Below are 16,725 nucleotides of genomic sequence, written 5' to 3' on the forward strand. Positions count from 1 at the left end.
TCACTTACACCCATATTCCGTCCCTAGAATTCAGTCATCATTTTAGTTTTGTATCATATAAGAGCCTATGCACAGCTCTTTTCTCTATAGACTACAGAGTACATTGAACCCATCAAGTTCAATGAATATTTGGATTTCGATTATACAATGCCCGATAAGCGAGTGCGCAGACAATTGAATTTAATTAACTTTGCAAAGTTATCGGATGATGAAGGCTACAGGATAGTCAGGTGAAAAGTTAGGTAAAATAGATCCCCATCAGGCTCAAGGCTGAGATGCTTGAAAACAGCGTCCATTGGAAAAGATGCTTGAAGGGAGAATTGATATCACTAAAGAAGGCGAAATAGATCTGCCATACCGCAAAGAGTGCGAAATTAAGGGCGACGAAAAGTACCAAGCTGATCCCTTGCATGTATGACACAAGATCTAAGCCGCATACGGCTAAAACTAAAGTCGATAACACCAAAAATGCCGACACATAGTGAAATACACAATGCATAATAGCTTTAGCCACGGGATCGAAAGACGCGGCGAGCATAGGATTAAGGTACTGTTTCACACCATAGGTGAAATGACCGATACAGGTCAAAAAACCAAGGATTGCAGCGGCGATAAAATAGTAATTCATTGACGTCCTCACGTTTAATTGGCGTGAATAATTAGTGGCACTATTCAGATAGACAGGCTTGGCCATTATTTTCTTTCAAAAAAAGAGCCCTGGGGCTCTCTTTATACGAATGACCATTTTAAATTGCAGTGCTACAGAGTTACATGGTGGCCATTATCCAATAATCCAAGCGCTTCTGAGGCTCTGCAAGTAGCTTTTTACAGCTATCTTTATACTTGCCCATCAAGCCACCTAAACTCTTGCTGTCCGGCAATGATGCCAGCTGCTTCTGCTGAACGTTAGATAGCACATCGGCCACATCTTCTTTAGCCTGGTACTTCTCAGCTATCGAGATAGCCTTAACAGATGAACTCTTCAATCGCTCACCCACAGTCTGCATCTGAGGCGCATTCATGGCCGCTATTGCATCTGAGCTTATCTGGTAATAGGAAGCACACTCGATCACTTCATTGCTAAAAATTATTTCAGCTTCACTGGGAGCCGCAGAAGCTGAAAGCGGTACCAGACATAAAAGAGGGAGAATAAGACTGGGTTTAATAAGACTGTGTTTAATTTGGCTAATACGTCGATTCTTAATCGATACTAGGCGAGTAGTTGAACTCGGCATTGGGTATCCCTTTCTTGTTATACCGTTCAGGTGAAATGAAACGGCTTCTAAGGCGTAACTCGAGACTTCGACTATATTCAGGCCGCCTTAGTTAATCAAGCGCTATATAAGTTAAAGCCATTATTCTTACTTAATATTAACTTGCAAACTGCTAGTCAAGAGCTAATCAAAGCTTCTGGTTTTGCTGTAACCTAAACTTCAAATGTTGTTTCACCGTCGGCCATTCGCTGTCAATAATCGAGTAAATCACAGTATCTCTCACCGTACCGTCTTTGAGAATCTTATGATTTCTCAGCACACCATCTTGCTTTGCACCGAGGCGAGTTATCGCTTCTTTGGAAGCCTGATTATGCCAGTGGGTTCTAAATTCCACGGCCATCACATCTAAAGTTTCAAATGCATAACTGAGCAATAATAGTTTGGCCTCTGTGTTGATACCTGTCTTCTGAGCACGCTTGGCATACCAGGAATGGCCTATCTCGAGACGCCTATTCTCTTGATCCCATGCGCAAATCCGGGTTGAACCGATCAACTCTCCCGAGCGCTTATCTCTCACCGCAAAGGCCAGTACTTCCCCTCGCTGCTCGGCTGCGATAGCCGTTTCAATATAAGATTTCATTTCATCAGGATGAGGCGCTGAGGTATACCAAAGTTGCCAGAGTTCACCATCGGCAACCGCCAAAGATAAAGCAGGAACATGTTCTAAAGTTAAAGGCTCAAGCACCATATATTCGCCCGATAAGTACTCGGTTCGCTCTGTATTGTCCAATGTCCTCTCCTTCATCATTACCATTATGAGTCGTTTAATAAAAAACGGTTACGGGCTATTAAACTCTGCTTATTTATTAGAACTATTTATTAGGGCTAGGTTAATCGATAAAGCAAGACTTCAGAATTGTCCTCTTCCCACACCATAGTCGTATCGAATGCCATACCCACCTTCTCTAACACTTTAATTGAGGCTGTGTTGCCTGGACTCACAATACCCAAGATCCGCGAAATGGACAGGTCTTTACTATGGCAGACAACCGCCTGAGCCGATTCGACCGCATAACCTTTCCCCCAAAACCCTGGCAGAAAAGCATAACCAAGATCGGGAGCGTCGAGTACAAGCCTTTTTACCAAGCCGCTGAGTCCTATCGACTCTCCGCTCGATTTTAACTCCACCACATAAAGCCCGAAGCCATTTTGTTGATAGCTGGATATCGGACCATCGATAAGATAAGTCTGTGCATGACAAAGGTCTCTGACACCGCGATCGCCTATGTTTTCAATAAAGCCAGGGGTGTTTAACAAGGTCAAGATAAACTCAACATCGGTCAATGCCGCATGCCTGAGAATAAGTCTAGATGTTTCCAAAACAATCAATTGTATCCCAACTCCTTTAACAAACGTTATATCGACTATACTTGTTTCAATCATGCAGAGGAAGCCAGATACTATGTCAAGGAAGCGCTCTCAAGTCAGTCAATATTATGTGATTGCAGCCGTTGTTGCCGCTGAACTAAATCACACATTAGCCTACTGTAAACAGATTAACCTTACCGCGAGTAATGCTCAAGCAGCATCATCCAGAGTCGGTAATGCGGCCTTAGGGTTTAAAGCATTAACCGGCTTTATCGATGACTTGGCTTGTTACACCATGAAGGCTGCAACCGACATTAATACTCTGGCTCATACCGCCAGTAAGATGGCAACGGATACCGCCAGAGCGGCTGCGGCGCTCAAACACTTCGAAAAAGCAAAACTCAAGGCCATCGATGCAAAATACGCTGCGAGTATGGCTCCAGCTGTGGCTCAGACGGTGAGCAACTTCAACAAGCTGCAGAAATCATTTCAAGCCTTGATTAACCAGATGGAGCAACAGCTCCATGAGCTGAAAAGGAATCTGAGAACCGCCAATATACTTGCCTCGATTTGTAGAATCGAAGCCTGCAGGGTGGATGTGGCGAATCAGGCAACCTTTAATGATGTTGCCAACAAGGTAGATAGTGTCGCAAACCTAATACGTCAACGGGTCGATAATGCCATTGCACTGTTTGATACTACAGCGACTCAAAAAGCCGCCTAAGTCATTTGCTTTCATATTAACGCTGTCGAACTTAACTCACGTAACGCTAGGTTTAATATCAATATATTAAAGATCAGTTTATAGAAAGTGTAAAAAACATTTAAAAATAGTCGCTTTAAAGACAGGGAGCTTTTGCAAATGAAAAGTCAGCTTATCGTTGAAACACCCACTCACCAATGGATCTACTTTGGCAGGGATCCAGAGAAACCAGATAAAATCATAGATACCAATCAATACATGTTAGTGACTGAAAAAAAAGCCCTCTTGATGGATCCCGGTGGCATTGAATTATTTGCCCCTATGCTCGCCAATATCGTCAAACACATTCCCCTCGAGCAACTGACACACCTATTTGCCTCCCACCAAGATCCGGATATTATCTCTTCTCTCGGGCTCTGGGATCAAACCTTACCTGGGGCAAAGCTCTACTCCCCTTGGCTTTGGGAAGGGTTTATACGTCACTTCGGCATGCACAATATCAGCTATGAAGCGATTCCCGATGAAGGTAACAGACTCGTGCTAGATCAAGTCGAAGTACAGTTTATCCCAGCCCACTACTTGCATGCTTCCGGTAACTTTCATGTTTACGATCCTGCTGCACGTGTATTAATGTCCGGCGATGTCGGCGCAGCCCTTGAAGATCATAATGTCGATATTTTTGTTGATGACTTTGAAGCTCATATCAAAAAAATGAGCTTTTTTCATCAGAGGTGGATGCCATCTAATAGCGCGAAAAACGATTGGATTAACCGAGTTCGTAAGCTCGATATCGATTATATGTGTCCTCAACATGGCAGGATTTTCAAAGGGGAACAGGTGGGACAATTTCTCGATTGGTTTGAGCAACTCGATGTTGGCCAAGCCATTTCGAATGCCGATTGATTGTAGCGTTTGATGACTGTCGAGTCATGCAGCATATATAGCCCATAACCTTTGGGTTATGGGCTATATATGCTCTGTAACTAAAATGGTCTAATGTAGACTGATATGATTAAATCGCTTCAGTTAAAGGTAACGGGCAAATTCACTGCCACTCTTACCCGGCTTCAAAGGGGCCTTTATCGCTTGCGTTCCTAGATAGAGAAACCCGACGATTTGATCGGCATCAGATAAATCCAAGCTTCGATGTACTCGCTTATCAAACGCCAACTCACCCGTTCGCCATATCCCGCCTAATCCGAGTGCAAAAGCCGCCTGCTGCATCGCCATGGTCGAACATCCTGCTGCGATCAACTGCTCGAACTCAGGTACTTTCCCATGAGGTTGAGGTTTAGCGACCACCACAATTACCATAGGAGCCCTCAGCGGCATAGACTTAGCCTTCGCCTGTTTCGCCTCATCCGCCCCATTCTCAGTTACCGCTTGTGAGAAAATATCCCCCAGACGATTAAGGCCTTCGCCCTGGGCGATAATGAACTCCCAAGGTGATAATCCTCCATGATCGGGAACACGCGCACCGGCGTCTAAGATGACTTTCAATTGAGCTTCATCGGGAGCGGGGGCGATAAGGCGTGGGCAAGATTGGCGGGTAAGCAATAATTCAGTCGCGTCCAAGAGTACTTCCTTCTGTGAATGGGTTTGAATAATCAAGTTATATGATTTTAGATTACACAGCAGAATAACAAAGGCGCAAATAAAAATCCCACCAATTTGGTGGGATTTACAGAATCAACAAGCGAGAAACGTCACGTTATAGACGTGTATTCTCGTTATAAGCAGCTATCAGGATAACGTTTCGATACGCCCTTACGGATGAAGTAATCCATGCTGGTATAGCGCCCCCCGCCTATCATAATCAAGGCGAGCAACATGATTGAATAAGTAATCGCAAACTCAATGCCATTATTTAAGATGACAAAATTACCTGAGCTAGTCAGCCATTCATAATTACCATGTTCCTGTAAAATGGTCTTGGCGGCGCTGAGTTTCTCCCCCGCAGCCAATACCTGATCATTTGCCAGCCAAGAGCCGCCATCGGCTATGGCTAACCAGCCATTATTCCAATGAACTGAGAAGGCCGCCACTAACATGGTAACGAGCAAAGGAATGGAGATTAATCGAGTCCCTAGACCTATAATCAGGAGGAGGCCACCGACAAATTCGGTCCCCGCCGCCATAGCCACCATTACTTCAGGCATAGGCAGACCGAGTCCCCAATCAGGGTTGCCAAACCAGGCCACAGTATCACCAAAGTGGGATAACTTGTTATAACCCGCTTGCATCAACACAGGCGCTAGATACAAGCGTAACGCCAATGGGGCAAGTCCCGATACCTGATTGACTAAGTCTAAAAATTTTCTATAAGCATTAACCACTAGCATGTTTACTCCTTACAATTGCTATTGTCAGAATAGACCATATTGAGAGGAAATATCTTTCACCATAAACAGATATCAGAGTAAAAATGTGAAAGTTGTGACTTATTTCAACCGCATCTTCTAGATCAAGGTAAAATTAGCGAATAAAATTGACTGAAACAATCCAGATATTTAGACCCATGATGAGAACCTGGCTCTCTTTGTAAACCAAAGACTTCAGCGATCTCTATGTCGGTTTCGGTTTCAGCATCCGCGGCCATCAGCAGAGACCAACAAGCCGCAAATACCCAATAGATATTGATTGCCGCGGGCAATGCCGCTTTGGCATCAAGGGTCAATTTAGGGTGATTATCCAGATAGGAGTCAATTAAAAAATGCCGTTGTTCCGTCGACAGGGCGTGACTCGATAGCACACCAGCCAGATCGAATAACGGATGCGAACTGCAGGCATATTCAAAATCGATACACATGAGGCGGCCGTTTTGAAATAATAAATTATGGGGATTGAGATCTCTATGGCTGTATTGTTCACCCAATGCGCAGGCATCGAGCTCATCTAACCATTGGCTGATATCGCTTCGAAGAGACAGAAGTTGCAGATGTTTCTCCCGCCAAGCTTTATGCTCTTGGCACACTTGTCCCTGAGATGGTTTATTCCCAATCCTGCTCCATATATCATACAAAGAAGCCTGGTAAATAGACCACTGTCTGGATACGCTAAGGCTGTTTTCAGGGCATTCGAGCCTAGTAATTTGAGTTAACATATCTAATAACGCTGATTCGGCGCCGGGCCATGGCACCGAATCATCGATAAGAGGATGCGCCGATTTGGCGGTGATCAAACTGCCCCAGCTCTGTCCCTCTTCTTGCTCGATATAGTCGCTGAGGTAATATTTTTTATCGTCACTGACAAAATACAAACCTGGAGCGAGTCCCTGCTCCGCCGCTATCTTCCAGTTGCTGACTTCGGCGTTACGATCGCATATTTGACTACTCGCCGTTGAGTTCACTCGCAATACCCAACTGCTATCCCCATCACGAATCAAGTAGTTTTGATTACTTAGCCCCTCGGTTAATACTGAAACTGAAACAGAAGAAGACAATATCAGGCCTGCACTTCTCAGCCCAGTCCTGACCTCATCCGGCACATTCGCTAATCCTTGGGATTGCTTCATCACATTTGATATCTCATGCTCTAAGCCTATTGAGCCAATACTACACGCTGGTCACGCATCGACGTACGCCATAAGAAATAGCCACCTATGGCCATACCCACATACAAGATAAATAACAGTGACGTTAGCATGAGCCCTTTTTGCAGATAAAGATAGATAGAAACAAAATCGATCACCACCCAATAGAGCCAATTTTCGAGCACCTTCTTTGCGACCAAATACGTGGTCATAACAGCAAAACAAGTGGTTGCGGCATCGAGATAGGCATAGGAAGCTTGGGTATAGGTCGCCATTAAATTGCCCACGATCACAGACACGCAAGCGGTCCCTAATATAAGCAGGGTGTGGCGCCTCAAACTCCAGGATATGACTTGGATACCAGAATCATCTCCTCTCCCATTCGACCACTGACGAAAGCCATATATCGCCATCCCCATGTAATAAACATTGAGCACTGACTCCATCAAGAGAGACACTTTCCAAAAGAGCGCCGTATAGATAGCCGTACTGGCGAATGCTGCAAACCAACACCAGATACTGCCCTTCATCGCGAGTATCAGGTAGGCCGCAGCTAACACTACAGCAACTGCCTCCCAAGCCGTTAATGCCGTTGCCTGTATTAGTGCACCATCTATTGTCCTCATGAGCGCGGACCAAAAATCTATCATCACTGTTTCCGAAATAATTCTTTGCTAACGAAAAATAAATACAAATGCTCGCCAGACTCTTACAAGTCAGACGAGCATAGGCTGAACATTAAAACTTAACCCGATAAAATTATTGAGTGTGTGACAAGTCCAGCTCACCACCAATAAACTTACACACAAACACGGCCTTACCCCACTTTTTATGGGCAGCCTGCATTTCTGTTGCTAGCATAGCCATCACATCACCATACTCACCACACACCTGAGTGGCCATGGCATTCGTCTTACGTTCGATATTATCATAGCTATCCAGACGATCGATAAACCATAGGATAGGATCCAGATAGTTATCTTGCAGTGGGTAGCAACTTATCTCGGCTGTTAATTTCATTCTTTTGACCTCAGGTGGCTATCTTCGAAATAGATGCCACCACAATTAAATAAATAACTCATTCAGTAAACCACTCAATAGCTAAGGTAACAGACATTTCAATCAAGCTTGAGGAGAATGCCCAGAGTTTATAAGCATAAATGAGCACTCTCGACAAAAAATTAATTGTAAATGGCAACAGCTGAGTATTGAGCTACATAAACTTGACGTTAACGGTCAAGCCTAGCTGACGCGGATCACCATAACGTATATATTGCTTGTCTGCCCAGTCTTGATCTGGCTCATTACCAAAATAAAAACCTCGAGTGCCGTATTGCTCATCAAACAAGTTCTTTCCCCACAGATAAGCCGACCACACATCCGTTTCATAGCCTACACGAGCATTAAAGATGATATAAGCCTCGGACTTTGACTCGTTGCTGTCTGAGTAGTAAAAATCACTCTTACCACTGGTGGTCATGTTAGCGAACCAGCCAGAATCAGTGCGGTACGTCGCACCAGCGCTATAGGTAAAGTTAGGGGAATGTGCCAGATCTCGGCCTGTCAGATCCACGGTTCCACCGTACTTATCTTGATAGGCATAATCACCATAGGCCGTCTCTAACCAACCAAGGCTGGCATAAAGTTTAAGATTATCTGTGGCATACCAATTGGCATCTAGCTCGGCACCATAGTTATGTGAACTACCGGCATTCTCAGTGTAAAGAATAAATTTCTGTGGTTCTTCTGGGTTTTGCTGTGATGCAGAGACTTGCTGATCACGTCTATCCATGTAAAAAAGTGAGAAGTTAGTACTGGCATCACCATCTAGCCAGCTAGACTTTAACCCTATCTCGTAGTTATAGAGCGTCTCGGTATCGTACTCTTTCTTATCAGACAACTCAGTAGGCAGGGACATGTTAAAACCACCAGCCTTGTAACCGCGAGCTATTCTGGCATAAGTTTCATGGTCATCACTCAGCGCTTTGCTCAAGGCTATATGTCCACCCCACATGGTTTCACCAGGGCTGAACTTATCACCAGCACTGTCACTGTAATCACTGTCTCGACGTTCGACTCTAAGGCCAAAAGATAACGCATAACCCGCACCTAAATCTGAATCTAATTGGCCAAAAACGGCAGTATTATTAGCTTCATATTCAGCAGAGAGAGCGTCTAACCAACCGTTGTAATCTTCAACTGTGTCATTGTCTTCAGTTAAGCGCATACCATAAACACCCAACAACCAATCTGTGCTACCAGAAAAGATGCGGCCTGCTTCGGTTGAGCTGAGTCTAAACTCTTGACTAATGGTATTTCGCTCCCCTTCCTTATCCCAGGTATAATCGTATTGGCAAGGCTCACCACCACAATCTAGCCCGCCCCAGTAATCTGGATTTGCCCAGTCACCATCATAATTATGGTGAGTCTGGGAGTTAGCATAGGATGTCAAAGAAACCAGCTCGAACTGCTCGGCACCTGTATAGGTAAATTTAAGCGAGCTACCTGTGGTTCGCTGCTTGTCGACACCCGGCGCATCGGTCAGGGTATTTTCACCATTGTTATCTAAGGTCCATACATCGTAGCCATTATCATAATCGGCGTGAAGTAAGGTTAAGTCTATCTCTAAATCATCGCTGGCATACCAGCGCAATTTAGCTCGGCCAGTAAACTCATCACGGGCGTTGGTGTCATCGCGATCTAAGTAGAGGTTATTTTGATAGCCGTTCTGCTGATGTTGCTGCAAGGATACCCGGTAAAGTAACTTTCCTGAATCTGTCAGCGGGCCAGAGCTAAAGCCACTAAACGTCGTGAGGTTATCATCACCCATAGATACTTCAGCCCCATGCTCGAACACATCGGTTGGATCATTACTCTTAAGATAGATCAAGCCCGCTAAAGCATTGGCGCCATATCGAGTGCCTTGTGGGCCACGAAGTACCTCAACTTGTTGTAGATCATACATACTAGACACCATGCCAAGACCAGACATGTCAATATCATCGATAATGTAACCAACTGATGAATTCGGCGCACCTTGATATTCCTCTTGCTCGCCGACACCACGGATTTGGAAATACTTAGGGCGAGAGCTACCACCTGACCAGTTAAAGTTGGCGATGGAGTTAAGCACATCTTCAAAATGCTGTGCGCCTTCGTCTTCTATCTGCTGCTGATCGATAACTGTGATGCTCGACGGCATCTTATCGAGTGTCGAGCCGCGAAAATCAGAAGTCACCACAATGACTTCCATCTCATCGACGGGTGTTTCTGCTTGTTCTGAAGCGAGTGCGTGCTGGCTGATTAATGCGGTCGATACCGCAAGCGCTACCGGAGAGAGTCTCTTCAAGACGGTAGAATCGAAACATAAAGATTTAAGTGTAAACATAGGACCCCAAATTGTAATTTTTGAGATCCGGCAACTGGAAAAGCGAGAAAGGATGTTGTGGTCGACTACAGATGTTCTTAACAGACACCTCGAAAGCATCAAACCTATTGGCCCATTCCTACGCCGGTATTAGCCGGATCAGGTTCAAAGGGTTTGTCATCAGACATCTCAGAAACTGGTATATTAAAATAACAGTCTCACCCCTTGGCAGACGGGATTATACATGAATAAAACAAGGTATTGACAAAGACATGCCATCAAATGATGGATTTACATACAAATAAAGAACAAAACGCCAGCTAGGCTGACGTTTTATCGTGTTAAGCACCTATGTGCTTAACACCAACAATGAGAATAATTAATTAGAGAAAGCTTTTCTCACATATAACTCATAGCGTACAGCATTTACATTTGGCGCAACTGCCATGACTTGCATACGTTGCATGCCATGTAATTTCAATGACTTCCACGGGCTGGCTTCGTCTTCTAAGGTGTATCCGTTTATGTCGTACCAGGTAAATTTGTATTGCAGTCGTAAATCGGTGGAGACCTTACTCATGATCACCCCAGATCCTTGCAATAAATCGCCCTGTTGACGGGCCTTTAATTGCTCGACTCCGACCTCACGAGCAAAACTGCTGTTATCGACTCTGACTTCACCGGTGGAGCTGCCCATCACGCCTGCAGTGTGTTGGGCGCAAGCTGTGAAAATAAGGGCCGATGCTAAGACCAAAACGATTTTCTTCATTTCATTCGCTCCAATTTTCTTTAGCCCTGTTCATTGAGGGCTAATCATTACCTACTTTTGTAGGCGAGTGTGTATAAGACGAGCTTAACCTAAACTCGCACTAAGGTTAACTACCAAAATCCTCACTGCTGATGATTTGCCAGACTCATGCATTTGGGTAAAAATCAGTCAATTAAGAAATGGGCTCTGGCGGTAGCGATGAGTTTCTTTCTGTTGGTTTGCCAACAGTTAATACTCACATTAGCAACCCGGCGCCCTTGCCTGGTGATCTTACATTCGGCAAAGGTGTCCTTATGGTAACCGGCTCTCAAGTAATCAATGGAAAAGTCGACCACTTTAGGCACTCTTGAAGTATGCATAAACACCATAAGTTGCACTATCGCCGACATCTCCATAAAACCAGCAATGACACCTCCATGGATAGCCGGCAATGTAGGGTTACCGATATTGTCATCTTTCGCTGGTAGTCTAAACACCAGTTCGTCACCAAAACGCTCAACACTCATCCCAATAAAGTTAGTATAAGGCACATGCCCTAAAAGGTGTCCGAAGTCATTTAGCTCGGTAGCCTTCTTAACGATTTGTTTAACATCAAGTTCTTTGGCAATAGGCGTCTTAACATCGAGCGCTTTAACATCTAAGCCTTTTATATGAGAGGGTAAATTGTTGGATGCTCTTGTCTTACTCAGACCGCTTTCTTCTTCAAGGGGATCAGAATTCAAACTGGATTGACCTAAGAGAGCCTGACGAAATTCATCACCAATCATTTCCGGACTTATCCGCATAAATGAGCCTACGGCATGTGCAATGGGATCATCAATCGAGTCTTGATAAGCGATAGCACGAGTGAAAGAGACGCTGGATGAAATCTTGTAACACTCGGCGAAGCCATACACTGGCTTATTGGGATCGGCAGGCTTCATGTAATCCACTCGCAGATCGAGTGTTGGCGATAACTCTAATGACTGGTACTTATCATAAATAGCACACACCACAGCACTACCACTGGCGGTATCCATTAAGGTGGTGATAACACCACCATGAATAACACCAGTATCGGGATAACCAATCAGTTCCTTATTATATGGCAGCTCAATGAGTACGTGATGCTCGCTGGCCTCGAGCACCTTTAATTTTAGACGGCGACATTGGGCCAGCTGATCGACAAAACGAGTTGCGATTTGTGTCATTGGGAAAAAATCTGAATTGACCTGCATGACAGTTCGCTCTCTATTAGCTGTTAAGGCTTAACATTGGACCTAAGGAGCAACCACCCAATAAGTGCATATGTATATGATACACCTCTTGGCCGCCGTGCTTATTACAATTCATTATGATGCGGTAACCATCTTCGGCAATACCCGCCTCTTCGGCTAGTTTTGCTGCAACCGTGACCATACGACCTAAGGCTTTCTCATCGGAGGCTTTTACATCGTTCGTGGTCGGGATCAAGTGATTTGGAATAATCAGTATATGGGTCGGGGCTCTTGCATTTATGTCTCTAAATGCCGTGACGAGATCGTCTTGATATAGGATATCTGCGGGAATTTCACGTCGAATGATTTTGCTAAAAATGGTTTCTTCAGCCATCTGACTGTCCTCTTTTTCTGGGGGTTGCCACAGTATACGCGTAAATTTATAACTTGTGAGGATTTGAGCGCAAAGAGCTAGCATAACTGACTAGAAAACAATCTTTTATTTAAACTAATTTAATGCAAAAAACTAAAATAAAACCTGAATTACCCGCTAAGTAAACCAAAGAGAAAGTAATATATACAAAATAAAACCAACCAAAAATACATAGCCACAACAAATTACACATATGTGTATACAAAGCAATTGACACAAGGAGCTAAACCCTTTTTAATGATGAAAATTTTAAGGGAATATATTCAATGCTGACAAATAAAGAGACCGCTCTGCTCGACGCCGCCGGTGAACTGATTAGAGAAAAAGGCATGATTGCCTTGAACATGTCCGATGTTCACAAGAAAGCTGGCTACTCTAGGGCCGCGCAGTATCAATCTTTTAGTGATAAGAACTCATTGTTAGCGGCATTGTGTATGCGGGAATTGGTAGAAAACACCATTGCCATCGAAGAGCAAAGGTATAAAGAGCTATCCGCAGATTTCACCGTCGTCCTTAGGCCAGTAGTGTATGACTATTTGAAATTATCTGATCGCCTGATGATAGATTCGGCCTTCTCTCAAATGCACTCAAGTGTAAAGAGCCTACCCGATGTTGAAGAGTTTTCATTCCTGAAGCAAGGATTTGATTTCTTACATACGGAAAGAAGCAAAGCTAAATAATCTGTCTAGCCCTAAAATAAATTACCAATCAGAAGTGTTCATCTTTCAGTGACATTTGAGGAAAAAGAAAGCACCAAACCTTTCAACGTTAGGTGCTTTATATATCAAGCCGCTACCCACTTAAATTTAGTACTCGTAATCTATAATATTTGAATGTGTTCAGCTTCTATTTCTGGAATACTCCCTCCTTCGAATTCTCCATAAATCCTTAATTTTGTCTTCGAATTAATGGGTGTCATTAAATGAATATCATCATCCACTTCTACTTCAATTTGCCCTTCTCCATCAGAAAATAAATATGTATCCTTGCTGATTTGGCTCAAAAAGTGACCTTCGACGATGACGTCTTTCTCATCAGAAAACATGCTTGATTCTTTTATCAAAGTCATCACAGAAGATAGGTCAGCGGGTCCACTAAAGTTCACATTACTTTCTATAGCATTCGAGTTATTAGCTAAAGAGATAGTTGGAATTAAAACGAGTGAACTTACAATAGCAATAGTTGCCTTTTTCATCATTTTTCCTTTTTAAAGGTTAGGGGTTTCGTTTTGATGAAACGATTAAAACATTAACTGTTTGAACTACTGATGAGTACTTCATTCATATTCGATTCATTTAACCTCAGGTATACTAAATACAAACAAGCAAGTTTGTGGGCGCAATGCTAAATTTTATTAGTCGATTCTTATTATTACTGTGTATACCTACTTCGTTGGTGTACGCCAACGAAGTCGAAAAAAACGGACATATTTTGATTCAAGATGAATTTCGTAGCGGTACACACGTAAATATTGAAGAGGATCAAGATGAAGTATATGAGGCTGTAAAAAAAGGGTTAATCAGACCCTTTTCAGAATTATATAACACTATAGATAAGCAGTTGAATGGAAGGCTGATTAAAATTGAGCTTGAAGAAGATGATGACGAATGGATATACGAAATCAAGCTTATACACAACGACAACGTTGTCAAAGTTGAATACAACGCCGCTACGCTTAACATGATTAAGATAGAGGCACGAAATATTATTGATATTATTAAGAAGTAGTACGGTTTTAAATGAAAATATTAGTTATTGAAGATGACCCCCTACTTGGGCAACAGATAATGGCAACCCTTGAACAAGCGGGTTGGGTTCCTGAACTCTCACAAGATGGCATTGATGCGCTATACCGAGCAACAGCCGAACGGTGGGAGGTCATTATTCTTGATCTAGGTCTTCCTAAACTGGATGGCATTACCGTTTTGAAGGGAATAAGAGATGAGGGGATCAATACACCAGTCATAATATTAAGCGCCCGAGACACACTCTCTCAACGGGTAGATGGCCTCAATGCCGGGGCAGACGATTATTTAACTAAACCATTTGATATGGTAGAACTGATAGCAAGAGTTCGTGCACAGCTACGCCGCGCATCCGGACAAACTTCCTCAGTGTTCCAAATCGGTGAACTGAGTTTAGATACAAGGGCCTCTAAGGTGCTCTGGTTAGGTGAGGTCGTTGATTTAACAGCCTTAGAGTACAAAGTTGTTGCTTACTTCATGCAAAATAGTGACAAGGTAATTTCCCGTCTTGAACTTGTTGAGCAGATATACAAACAGGATTTCGATCGAGACTCAAACACCATTGAAGTATTTATTGGTCGTATACGAAAAAAGATCTCCCCCTCTGTCATCAAAACAGTTAGAGGACTAGGATATCAGTTAAATGGTAAGTAACTCTTTAATTTTTAAACGATTAAGCATTCGGAATAGGCTTTTTCTTGCCGCCTGTTTTTGGCTTGGCGGCATGATCATTATCGCAGGTATTGTTATCCCTAAATTGGTTAATGAATATCTAACAGAAAATATGATCACTCAGCTACAGCTTTCGCTGGACGAAATCGCTGGTAATCTAGCACTAAATGATAAAGGGAAACTCTCTCTCACCGAAGGCCTTTCAGATCCACGATTTAAAAAACCCTACAGTGGCCTCTATTGGAGTGCGAACAGTAGTAATCAACTACTCCGTTCTCGTTCACTGTGGGATAAAAAAATTCAAGAAGAAAAAGGCCACTTATCAAAAACACTAGTTGGGGCAAAGAATGAAGAATTACTCTATATATCTCAGTCAATTTACCTGCCTGGCGTTGCCGAGCCAGTTAACGTCATTGTTGGTGTAGACCGAAAACCTCTTGAAGTAACGCTAGAAAAGGTAATAGCTAAACTATGGCTGATACTATCGATTCTGTTTATCGGTATTCTCTTATTTATCATCGCCCAAGTTCACTGGTCACTGCGCCCGTTAAACAATCTACACCGACAACTTAACTCTCTGAAAGAAGGCAAACAAGAAAGTATCAATGGCGAGTTTCCAGTCGAGTTGGCTCCAGTCGTTTCCGATTTAAATGCCCTTTTGTTTCATTATCAAGAATTACTTCATAGAGCGAGGAATCACGCAGGTAACCTCTCTCATGCTATTAAGACACCACTCTCTATTCTGAGAAATCAAGTATCCTTACTGTCAAATACTGACTATAAAATCCTGATCCAATCCATTAATCAGGTGCAGCGCCAAATAGATCACCATATGAGTAAAACTCGTGTAGCGGGTTCTATTCACATACTCAGCGTTAAAACAAAGCCCTGCGAGAGGGTGGACGCAATTTCTATGGCATTTGATAAAGTATATTCCTCAAGAAACGTGTTACTGATAAACGAGCTAGCACAAGAGTTAGAAGTCTTAATAGAGCAGGCCGACCTAGATGATATGTTGGGCAACTTGATCGAAAATGCCTATAAATGGTCCAACTCCTTAATTCGCGTCCATGCAAAAGCTCATGAGGAACATATAACCATATTTGTCGACGACGATGGGCCCGGAATTGCCAACGAGCAACTCGACAACATAACCAAACGCGGATACCGCCTTGACGAAGAGGTGATGGGTTCGGGCTTAGGCCTTAATATCGCATCTGAAATAGCCCACAGTTACAGGGGATCACTATCGTTTAAAAAAAGTAGCATGGGCGGTTTGAGCGCAGCCCTTACGCTCATCATCACGACTTAATTTATGGGGATGTCAGGCTATAGCTAACAAAGAGATTCCTAGGCTTATTTTAATGTAACTCAAATATAAACCCAACGACCATGATGAACGATGCTTACAACACAATCAGATCGTTCGCAAAACAACCAATGACGTACGAAAAGTCTCTGACCATTATTCCGGAGCCTGTAGCAAAAACCTTAAGTCTTAACTAAATACACAACACCATATTTTTCATAGACATTTTTAACTTCGTTCCCCTCACCTAATACGATAACTTGCTGGCCTTTCTGCGTTACAGCCTTACCTGCAGTATCTAATACAATGGCGATACCCAGTGCAGTCAACATGGGAGAGCTATAAGCATTGTAATGATGGTGATGCCTTGAAACCACCACAATCGGTGCCCTATACCGACTTTCTGACACTTAACCC

21 protein-coding genes and 1 riboswitch are annotated in these 16,725 nt (G+C 43.3%); of the genes, 6 read left to right on the top strand and 15 right to left on the bottom strand.

Annotated features, from left to right (window positions below; all coding sequences use genetic code 11):
- Nucleotides 1-238 precede the first annotated feature (238 nt).
- The 4 genes from sps_RS07640 to sps_RS07655 form a co-directional block, all read right to left on the bottom strand.
- Nucleotides 239-628, bottom strand: coding sequence for a hypothetical protein (locus sps_RS07640; RefSeq protein WP_077755587.1), 390 nt, complete (start codon nt 626-628; stop codon nt 239-241).
- A 139-nt stretch (nt 629-767) separates the two neighbouring features.
- Nucleotides 768-1,235, bottom strand: a complete 468-nt coding sequence (locus tag sps_RS07645; RefSeq protein ID WP_077751994.1) for a hypothetical protein — start codon at nt 1,233-1,235, stop codon at nt 768-770.
- 166 nt (nt 1,236-1,401) lie between these two features.
- Nucleotides 1,402-2,019, bottom strand: a complete 618-nt coding sequence (locus sps_RS07650) for a GNAT family N-acetyltransferase (RefSeq protein ID WP_077751995.1) — start codon at nt 2,017-2,019, stop codon at nt 1,402-1,404.
- A gap of 80 nt (nt 2,020-2,099) precedes the next feature.
- Nucleotides 2,100-2,603, bottom strand: a complete 504-nt coding sequence (locus sps_RS07655; RefSeq protein ID WP_077755588.1) for a GNAT family N-acetyltransferase — start codon at nt 2,601-2,603, stop codon at nt 2,100-2,102.
- Between the two features lie 73 nt (nt 2,604-2,676).
- On the opposite strand from sps_RS07655, the gene sps_RS07660 reads away from it, so the two are divergent.
- Complete coding sequence (locus sps_RS07660; RefSeq protein ID WP_077751996.1) at nt 2,677-3,306, top strand: chemotaxis protein; 630 nt, start codon at nt 2,677-2,679, stop codon at nt 3,304-3,306.
- A 138-nt stretch (nt 3,307-3,444) separates the two neighbouring features.
- Nucleotides 3,445-4,188 (top strand): oxygen-binding di-iron domain-containing protein, encoded by a 744-nt coding sequence (locus sps_RS07665; protein WP_077751997.1) that lies wholly within the window; start codon nt 3,445-3,447, stop codon nt 4,186-4,188.
- Between the two features lie 123 nt (nt 4,189-4,311).
- On the opposite strand, the gene sps_RS07670 is transcribed toward sps_RS07665, so the two are convergent.
- The 9 genes from sps_RS07670 to hinT form a co-directional block, all read right to left on the bottom strand.
- Nucleotides 4,312-4,860, bottom strand: a complete 549-nt coding sequence (locus sps_RS07670; RefSeq protein WP_077751998.1) for an NAD(P)H nitroreductase — start codon at nt 4,858-4,860, stop codon at nt 4,312-4,314.
- Between the two features lie 155 nt (nt 4,861-5,015).
- Complete coding sequence (locus tag sps_RS07675) at nt 5,016-5,627, bottom strand: HvfX family Cu-binding RiPP maturation protein (protein WP_077751999.1); 612 nt, start codon at nt 5,625-5,627, stop codon at nt 5,016-5,018.
- Nucleotides 5,628-5,749: 122 nt separating this feature from the next.
- Nucleotides 5,750-6,799 (bottom strand): phosphotransferase, encoded by a 1,050-nt coding sequence (locus tag sps_RS07680; protein ID WP_077752000.1) that lies wholly within the window; start codon nt 6,797-6,799, stop codon nt 5,750-5,752.
- A 26-nt stretch (nt 6,800-6,825) separates the two neighbouring features.
- The gene (pnuC, locus tag sps_RS07685) at nt 6,826-7,467 is read right to left on the bottom strand and encodes a nicotinamide riboside transporter PnuC (RefSeq protein WP_077752001.1); all 642 of its coding nucleotides are present in this window, start codon (nt 7,465-7,467) and stop codon (nt 6,826-6,828) included.
- A 109-nt stretch (nt 7,468-7,576) separates the two neighbouring features.
- Nucleotides 7,577-7,837, bottom strand: coding sequence for a hypothetical protein (locus tag sps_RS07690; protein WP_077752002.1), 261 nt, complete (start codon nt 7,835-7,837; stop codon nt 7,577-7,579).
- 193 nt (nt 7,838-8,030) lie between these two features.
- Entirely contained in the window at nt 8,031-10,205 is a 2,175-nt protein-coding gene (locus tag sps_RS07695) for a TonB-dependent receptor (protein WP_077752003.1), read from the bottom strand.
- Nucleotides 10,206-10,303: 98 nt separating this feature from the next.
- Nucleotides 10,304-10,420, bottom strand: a riboswitch (TPP riboswitch).
- A gap of 143 nt (nt 10,421-10,563) precedes the next feature.
- Nucleotides 10,564-10,953 (bottom strand): YcfL family putative periplasmic lipoprotein, encoded by a 390-nt coding sequence (locus sps_RS07700; RefSeq protein ID WP_077752004.1) that lies wholly within the window; start codon nt 10,951-10,953, stop codon nt 10,564-10,566.
- Between the two features lie 164 nt (nt 10,954-11,117).
- The gene (locus sps_RS07705; protein WP_077752005.1) at nt 11,118-12,170 is read right to left on the bottom strand and encodes a PaaI family thioesterase; all 1,053 of its coding nucleotides are present in this window, start codon (nt 12,168-12,170) and stop codon (nt 11,118-11,120) included.
- A gap of 16 nt (nt 12,171-12,186) precedes the next feature.
- Nucleotides 12,187-12,543, bottom strand: coding sequence for a purine nucleoside phosphoramidase (gene hinT, locus sps_RS07710; protein WP_077752006.1), 357 nt, complete (start codon nt 12,541-12,543; stop codon nt 12,187-12,189).
- 305 nt (nt 12,544-12,848) lie between these two features.
- On the opposite strand from hinT, the gene sps_RS07715 reads away from it, so the two are divergent.
- Nucleotides 12,849-13,262: a helix-turn-helix domain-containing protein gene (locus sps_RS07715; RefSeq protein ID WP_077752007.1), complete on the top strand. Its 414-nt coding sequence runs from the start codon at nt 12,849-12,851 to the stop codon at nt 13,260-13,262.
- Nucleotides 13,263-13,402: 140 nt separating this feature from the next.
- Here sps_RS07715 and sps_RS07720 read toward each other — a convergent pair whose 3' ends face one another.
- Nucleotides 13,403-13,780: a YgiW/YdeI family stress tolerance OB fold protein gene (locus sps_RS07720; RefSeq protein WP_218919637.1), complete on the bottom strand. Its 378-nt coding sequence runs from the start codon at nt 13,778-13,780 to the stop codon at nt 13,403-13,405.
- Between the two features lie 233 nt (nt 13,781-14,013).
- Here sps_RS07720 and sps_RS07725 point away from each other — a divergent pair, with 233 nt between their 5' ends.
- The 3 genes from sps_RS07725 to sps_RS07735 all read left to right on the top strand — a co-directional run bounded on the left by sps_RS07725 (nt 14,014) and on the right by sps_RS07735 (nt 16,311).
- Nucleotides 14,014-14,310 carry a PepSY domain-containing protein gene (locus sps_RS07725; RefSeq protein ID WP_218919638.1) on the top strand — a complete coding sequence of 99 codons (297 nt, stop codon included), beginning with the start codon at nt 14,014-14,016 and terminating at the stop codon, nt 14,308-14,310.
- 11 nt (nt 14,311-14,321) lie between these two features.
- Nucleotides 14,322-14,981, top strand: coding sequence for a response regulator transcription factor (locus tag sps_RS07730; RefSeq protein WP_077752010.1), 660 nt, complete (start codon nt 14,322-14,324; stop codon nt 14,979-14,981).
- Between the two features lie 70 nt (nt 14,982-15,051).
- Complete coding sequence (locus sps_RS07735) at nt 15,052-16,311, top strand: ATP-binding protein (RefSeq protein WP_218919639.1); 1,260 nt, start codon at nt 15,052-15,054, stop codon at nt 16,309-16,311.
- 179 nt (nt 16,312-16,490) lie between these two features.
- Here the strand turns inward: sps_RS07735 and sps_RS07740 are convergent, their stop codons facing one another.
- Entirely contained in the window at nt 16,491-16,718 is a 228-nt protein-coding gene (locus sps_RS07740) for a hypothetical protein (RefSeq protein ID WP_237158019.1), read from the bottom strand.
- Nucleotides 16,719-16,725 lie beyond the last annotated feature (7 nt).

The sequence above is a fragment of the Shewanella psychrophila genome, from assembly GCF_002005305.1.
GTDB classification, from domain to species: Bacteria; Pseudomonadota; Gammaproteobacteria; order Enterobacterales; family Shewanellaceae; genus Shewanella; species Shewanella psychrophila.

Bases quoted from the DNA above. Each gene is read 5' to 3' on its own strand.
- sps_RS07665 (WP_077751997.1), top strand. From the start codon at position 3,445: ATGAAAAGTCAGCTTATCGTTGAAACACCCACTCACCAATGGATCTAC.
- sps_RS07640 (WP_077755587.1), bottom strand. From the start codon at position 628: ATGAATTACTATTTTATCGCCGCTGCAATCCTTGGTTTTTTGACCTGT.
- sps_RS07680 (WP_077752000.1), bottom strand. From the start codon at position 6,799: ATGAAGCAATCCCAAGGATTAGCGAATGTGCCGGATGAGGTCAGGACT.
- sps_RS07715 (WP_077752007.1), top strand. From the start codon at position 12,849: ATGCTGACAAATAAAGAGACCGCTCTGCTCGACGCCGCCGGTGAACTG.
- sps_RS07675 (WP_077751999.1), bottom strand. From the start codon at position 5,627: ATGCTAGTGGTTAATGCTTATAGAAAATTTTTAGACTTAGTCAATCAG.
- sps_RS07660 (WP_077751996.1), top strand. From the start codon at position 2,677: ATGTCAAGGAAGCGCTCTCAAGTCAGTCAATATTATGTGATTGCAGCC.
- pnuC (WP_077752001.1), bottom strand. From the start codon at position 7,467: ATGATAGATTTTTGGTCCGCGCTCATGAGGACAATAGATGGTGCACTA.
- sps_RS07735 (WP_218919639.1), top strand. From the start codon at position 15,052: ATGATCATTATCGCAGGTATTGTTATCCCTAAATTGGTTAATGAATAT.
- sps_RS07700 (WP_077752004.1), bottom strand. From the start codon at position 10,953: ATGAAGAAAATCGTTTTGGTCTTAGCATCGGCCCTTATTTTCACAGCT.
- sps_RS07720 (WP_218919637.1), bottom strand. From the start codon at position 13,780: ATGATGAAAAAGGCAACTATTGCTATTGTAAGTTCACTCGTTTTAATT.
- sps_RS07645 (WP_077751994.1), bottom strand. From the start codon at position 1,235: ATGCCGAGTTCAACTACTCGCCTAGTATCGATTAAGAATCGACGTATT.
- sps_RS07690 (WP_077752002.1), bottom strand. From the start codon at position 7,837: ATGAAATTAACAGCCGAGATAAGTTGCTACCCACTGCAAGATAACTAT.
- hinT (WP_077752006.1), bottom strand. From the start codon at position 12,543: ATGGCTGAAGAAACCATTTTTAGCAAAATCATTCGACGTGAAATTCCC.
- sps_RS07695 (WP_077752003.1), bottom strand. From the start codon at position 10,205: ATGTTTACACTTAAATCTTTATGTTTCGATTCTACCGTCTTGAAGAGA.
- sps_RS07650 (WP_077751995.1), bottom strand. From the start codon at position 2,019: ATGAAGGAGAGGACATTGGACAATACAGAGCGAACCGAGTACTTATCG.
- sps_RS07730 (WP_077752010.1), top strand. From the start codon at position 14,322: ATGAAAATATTAGTTATTGAAGATGACCCCCTACTTGGGCAACAGATA.
- sps_RS07705 (WP_077752005.1), bottom strand. From the start codon at position 12,170: ATGCAGGTCAATTCAGATTTTTTCCCAATGACACAAATCGCAACTCGT.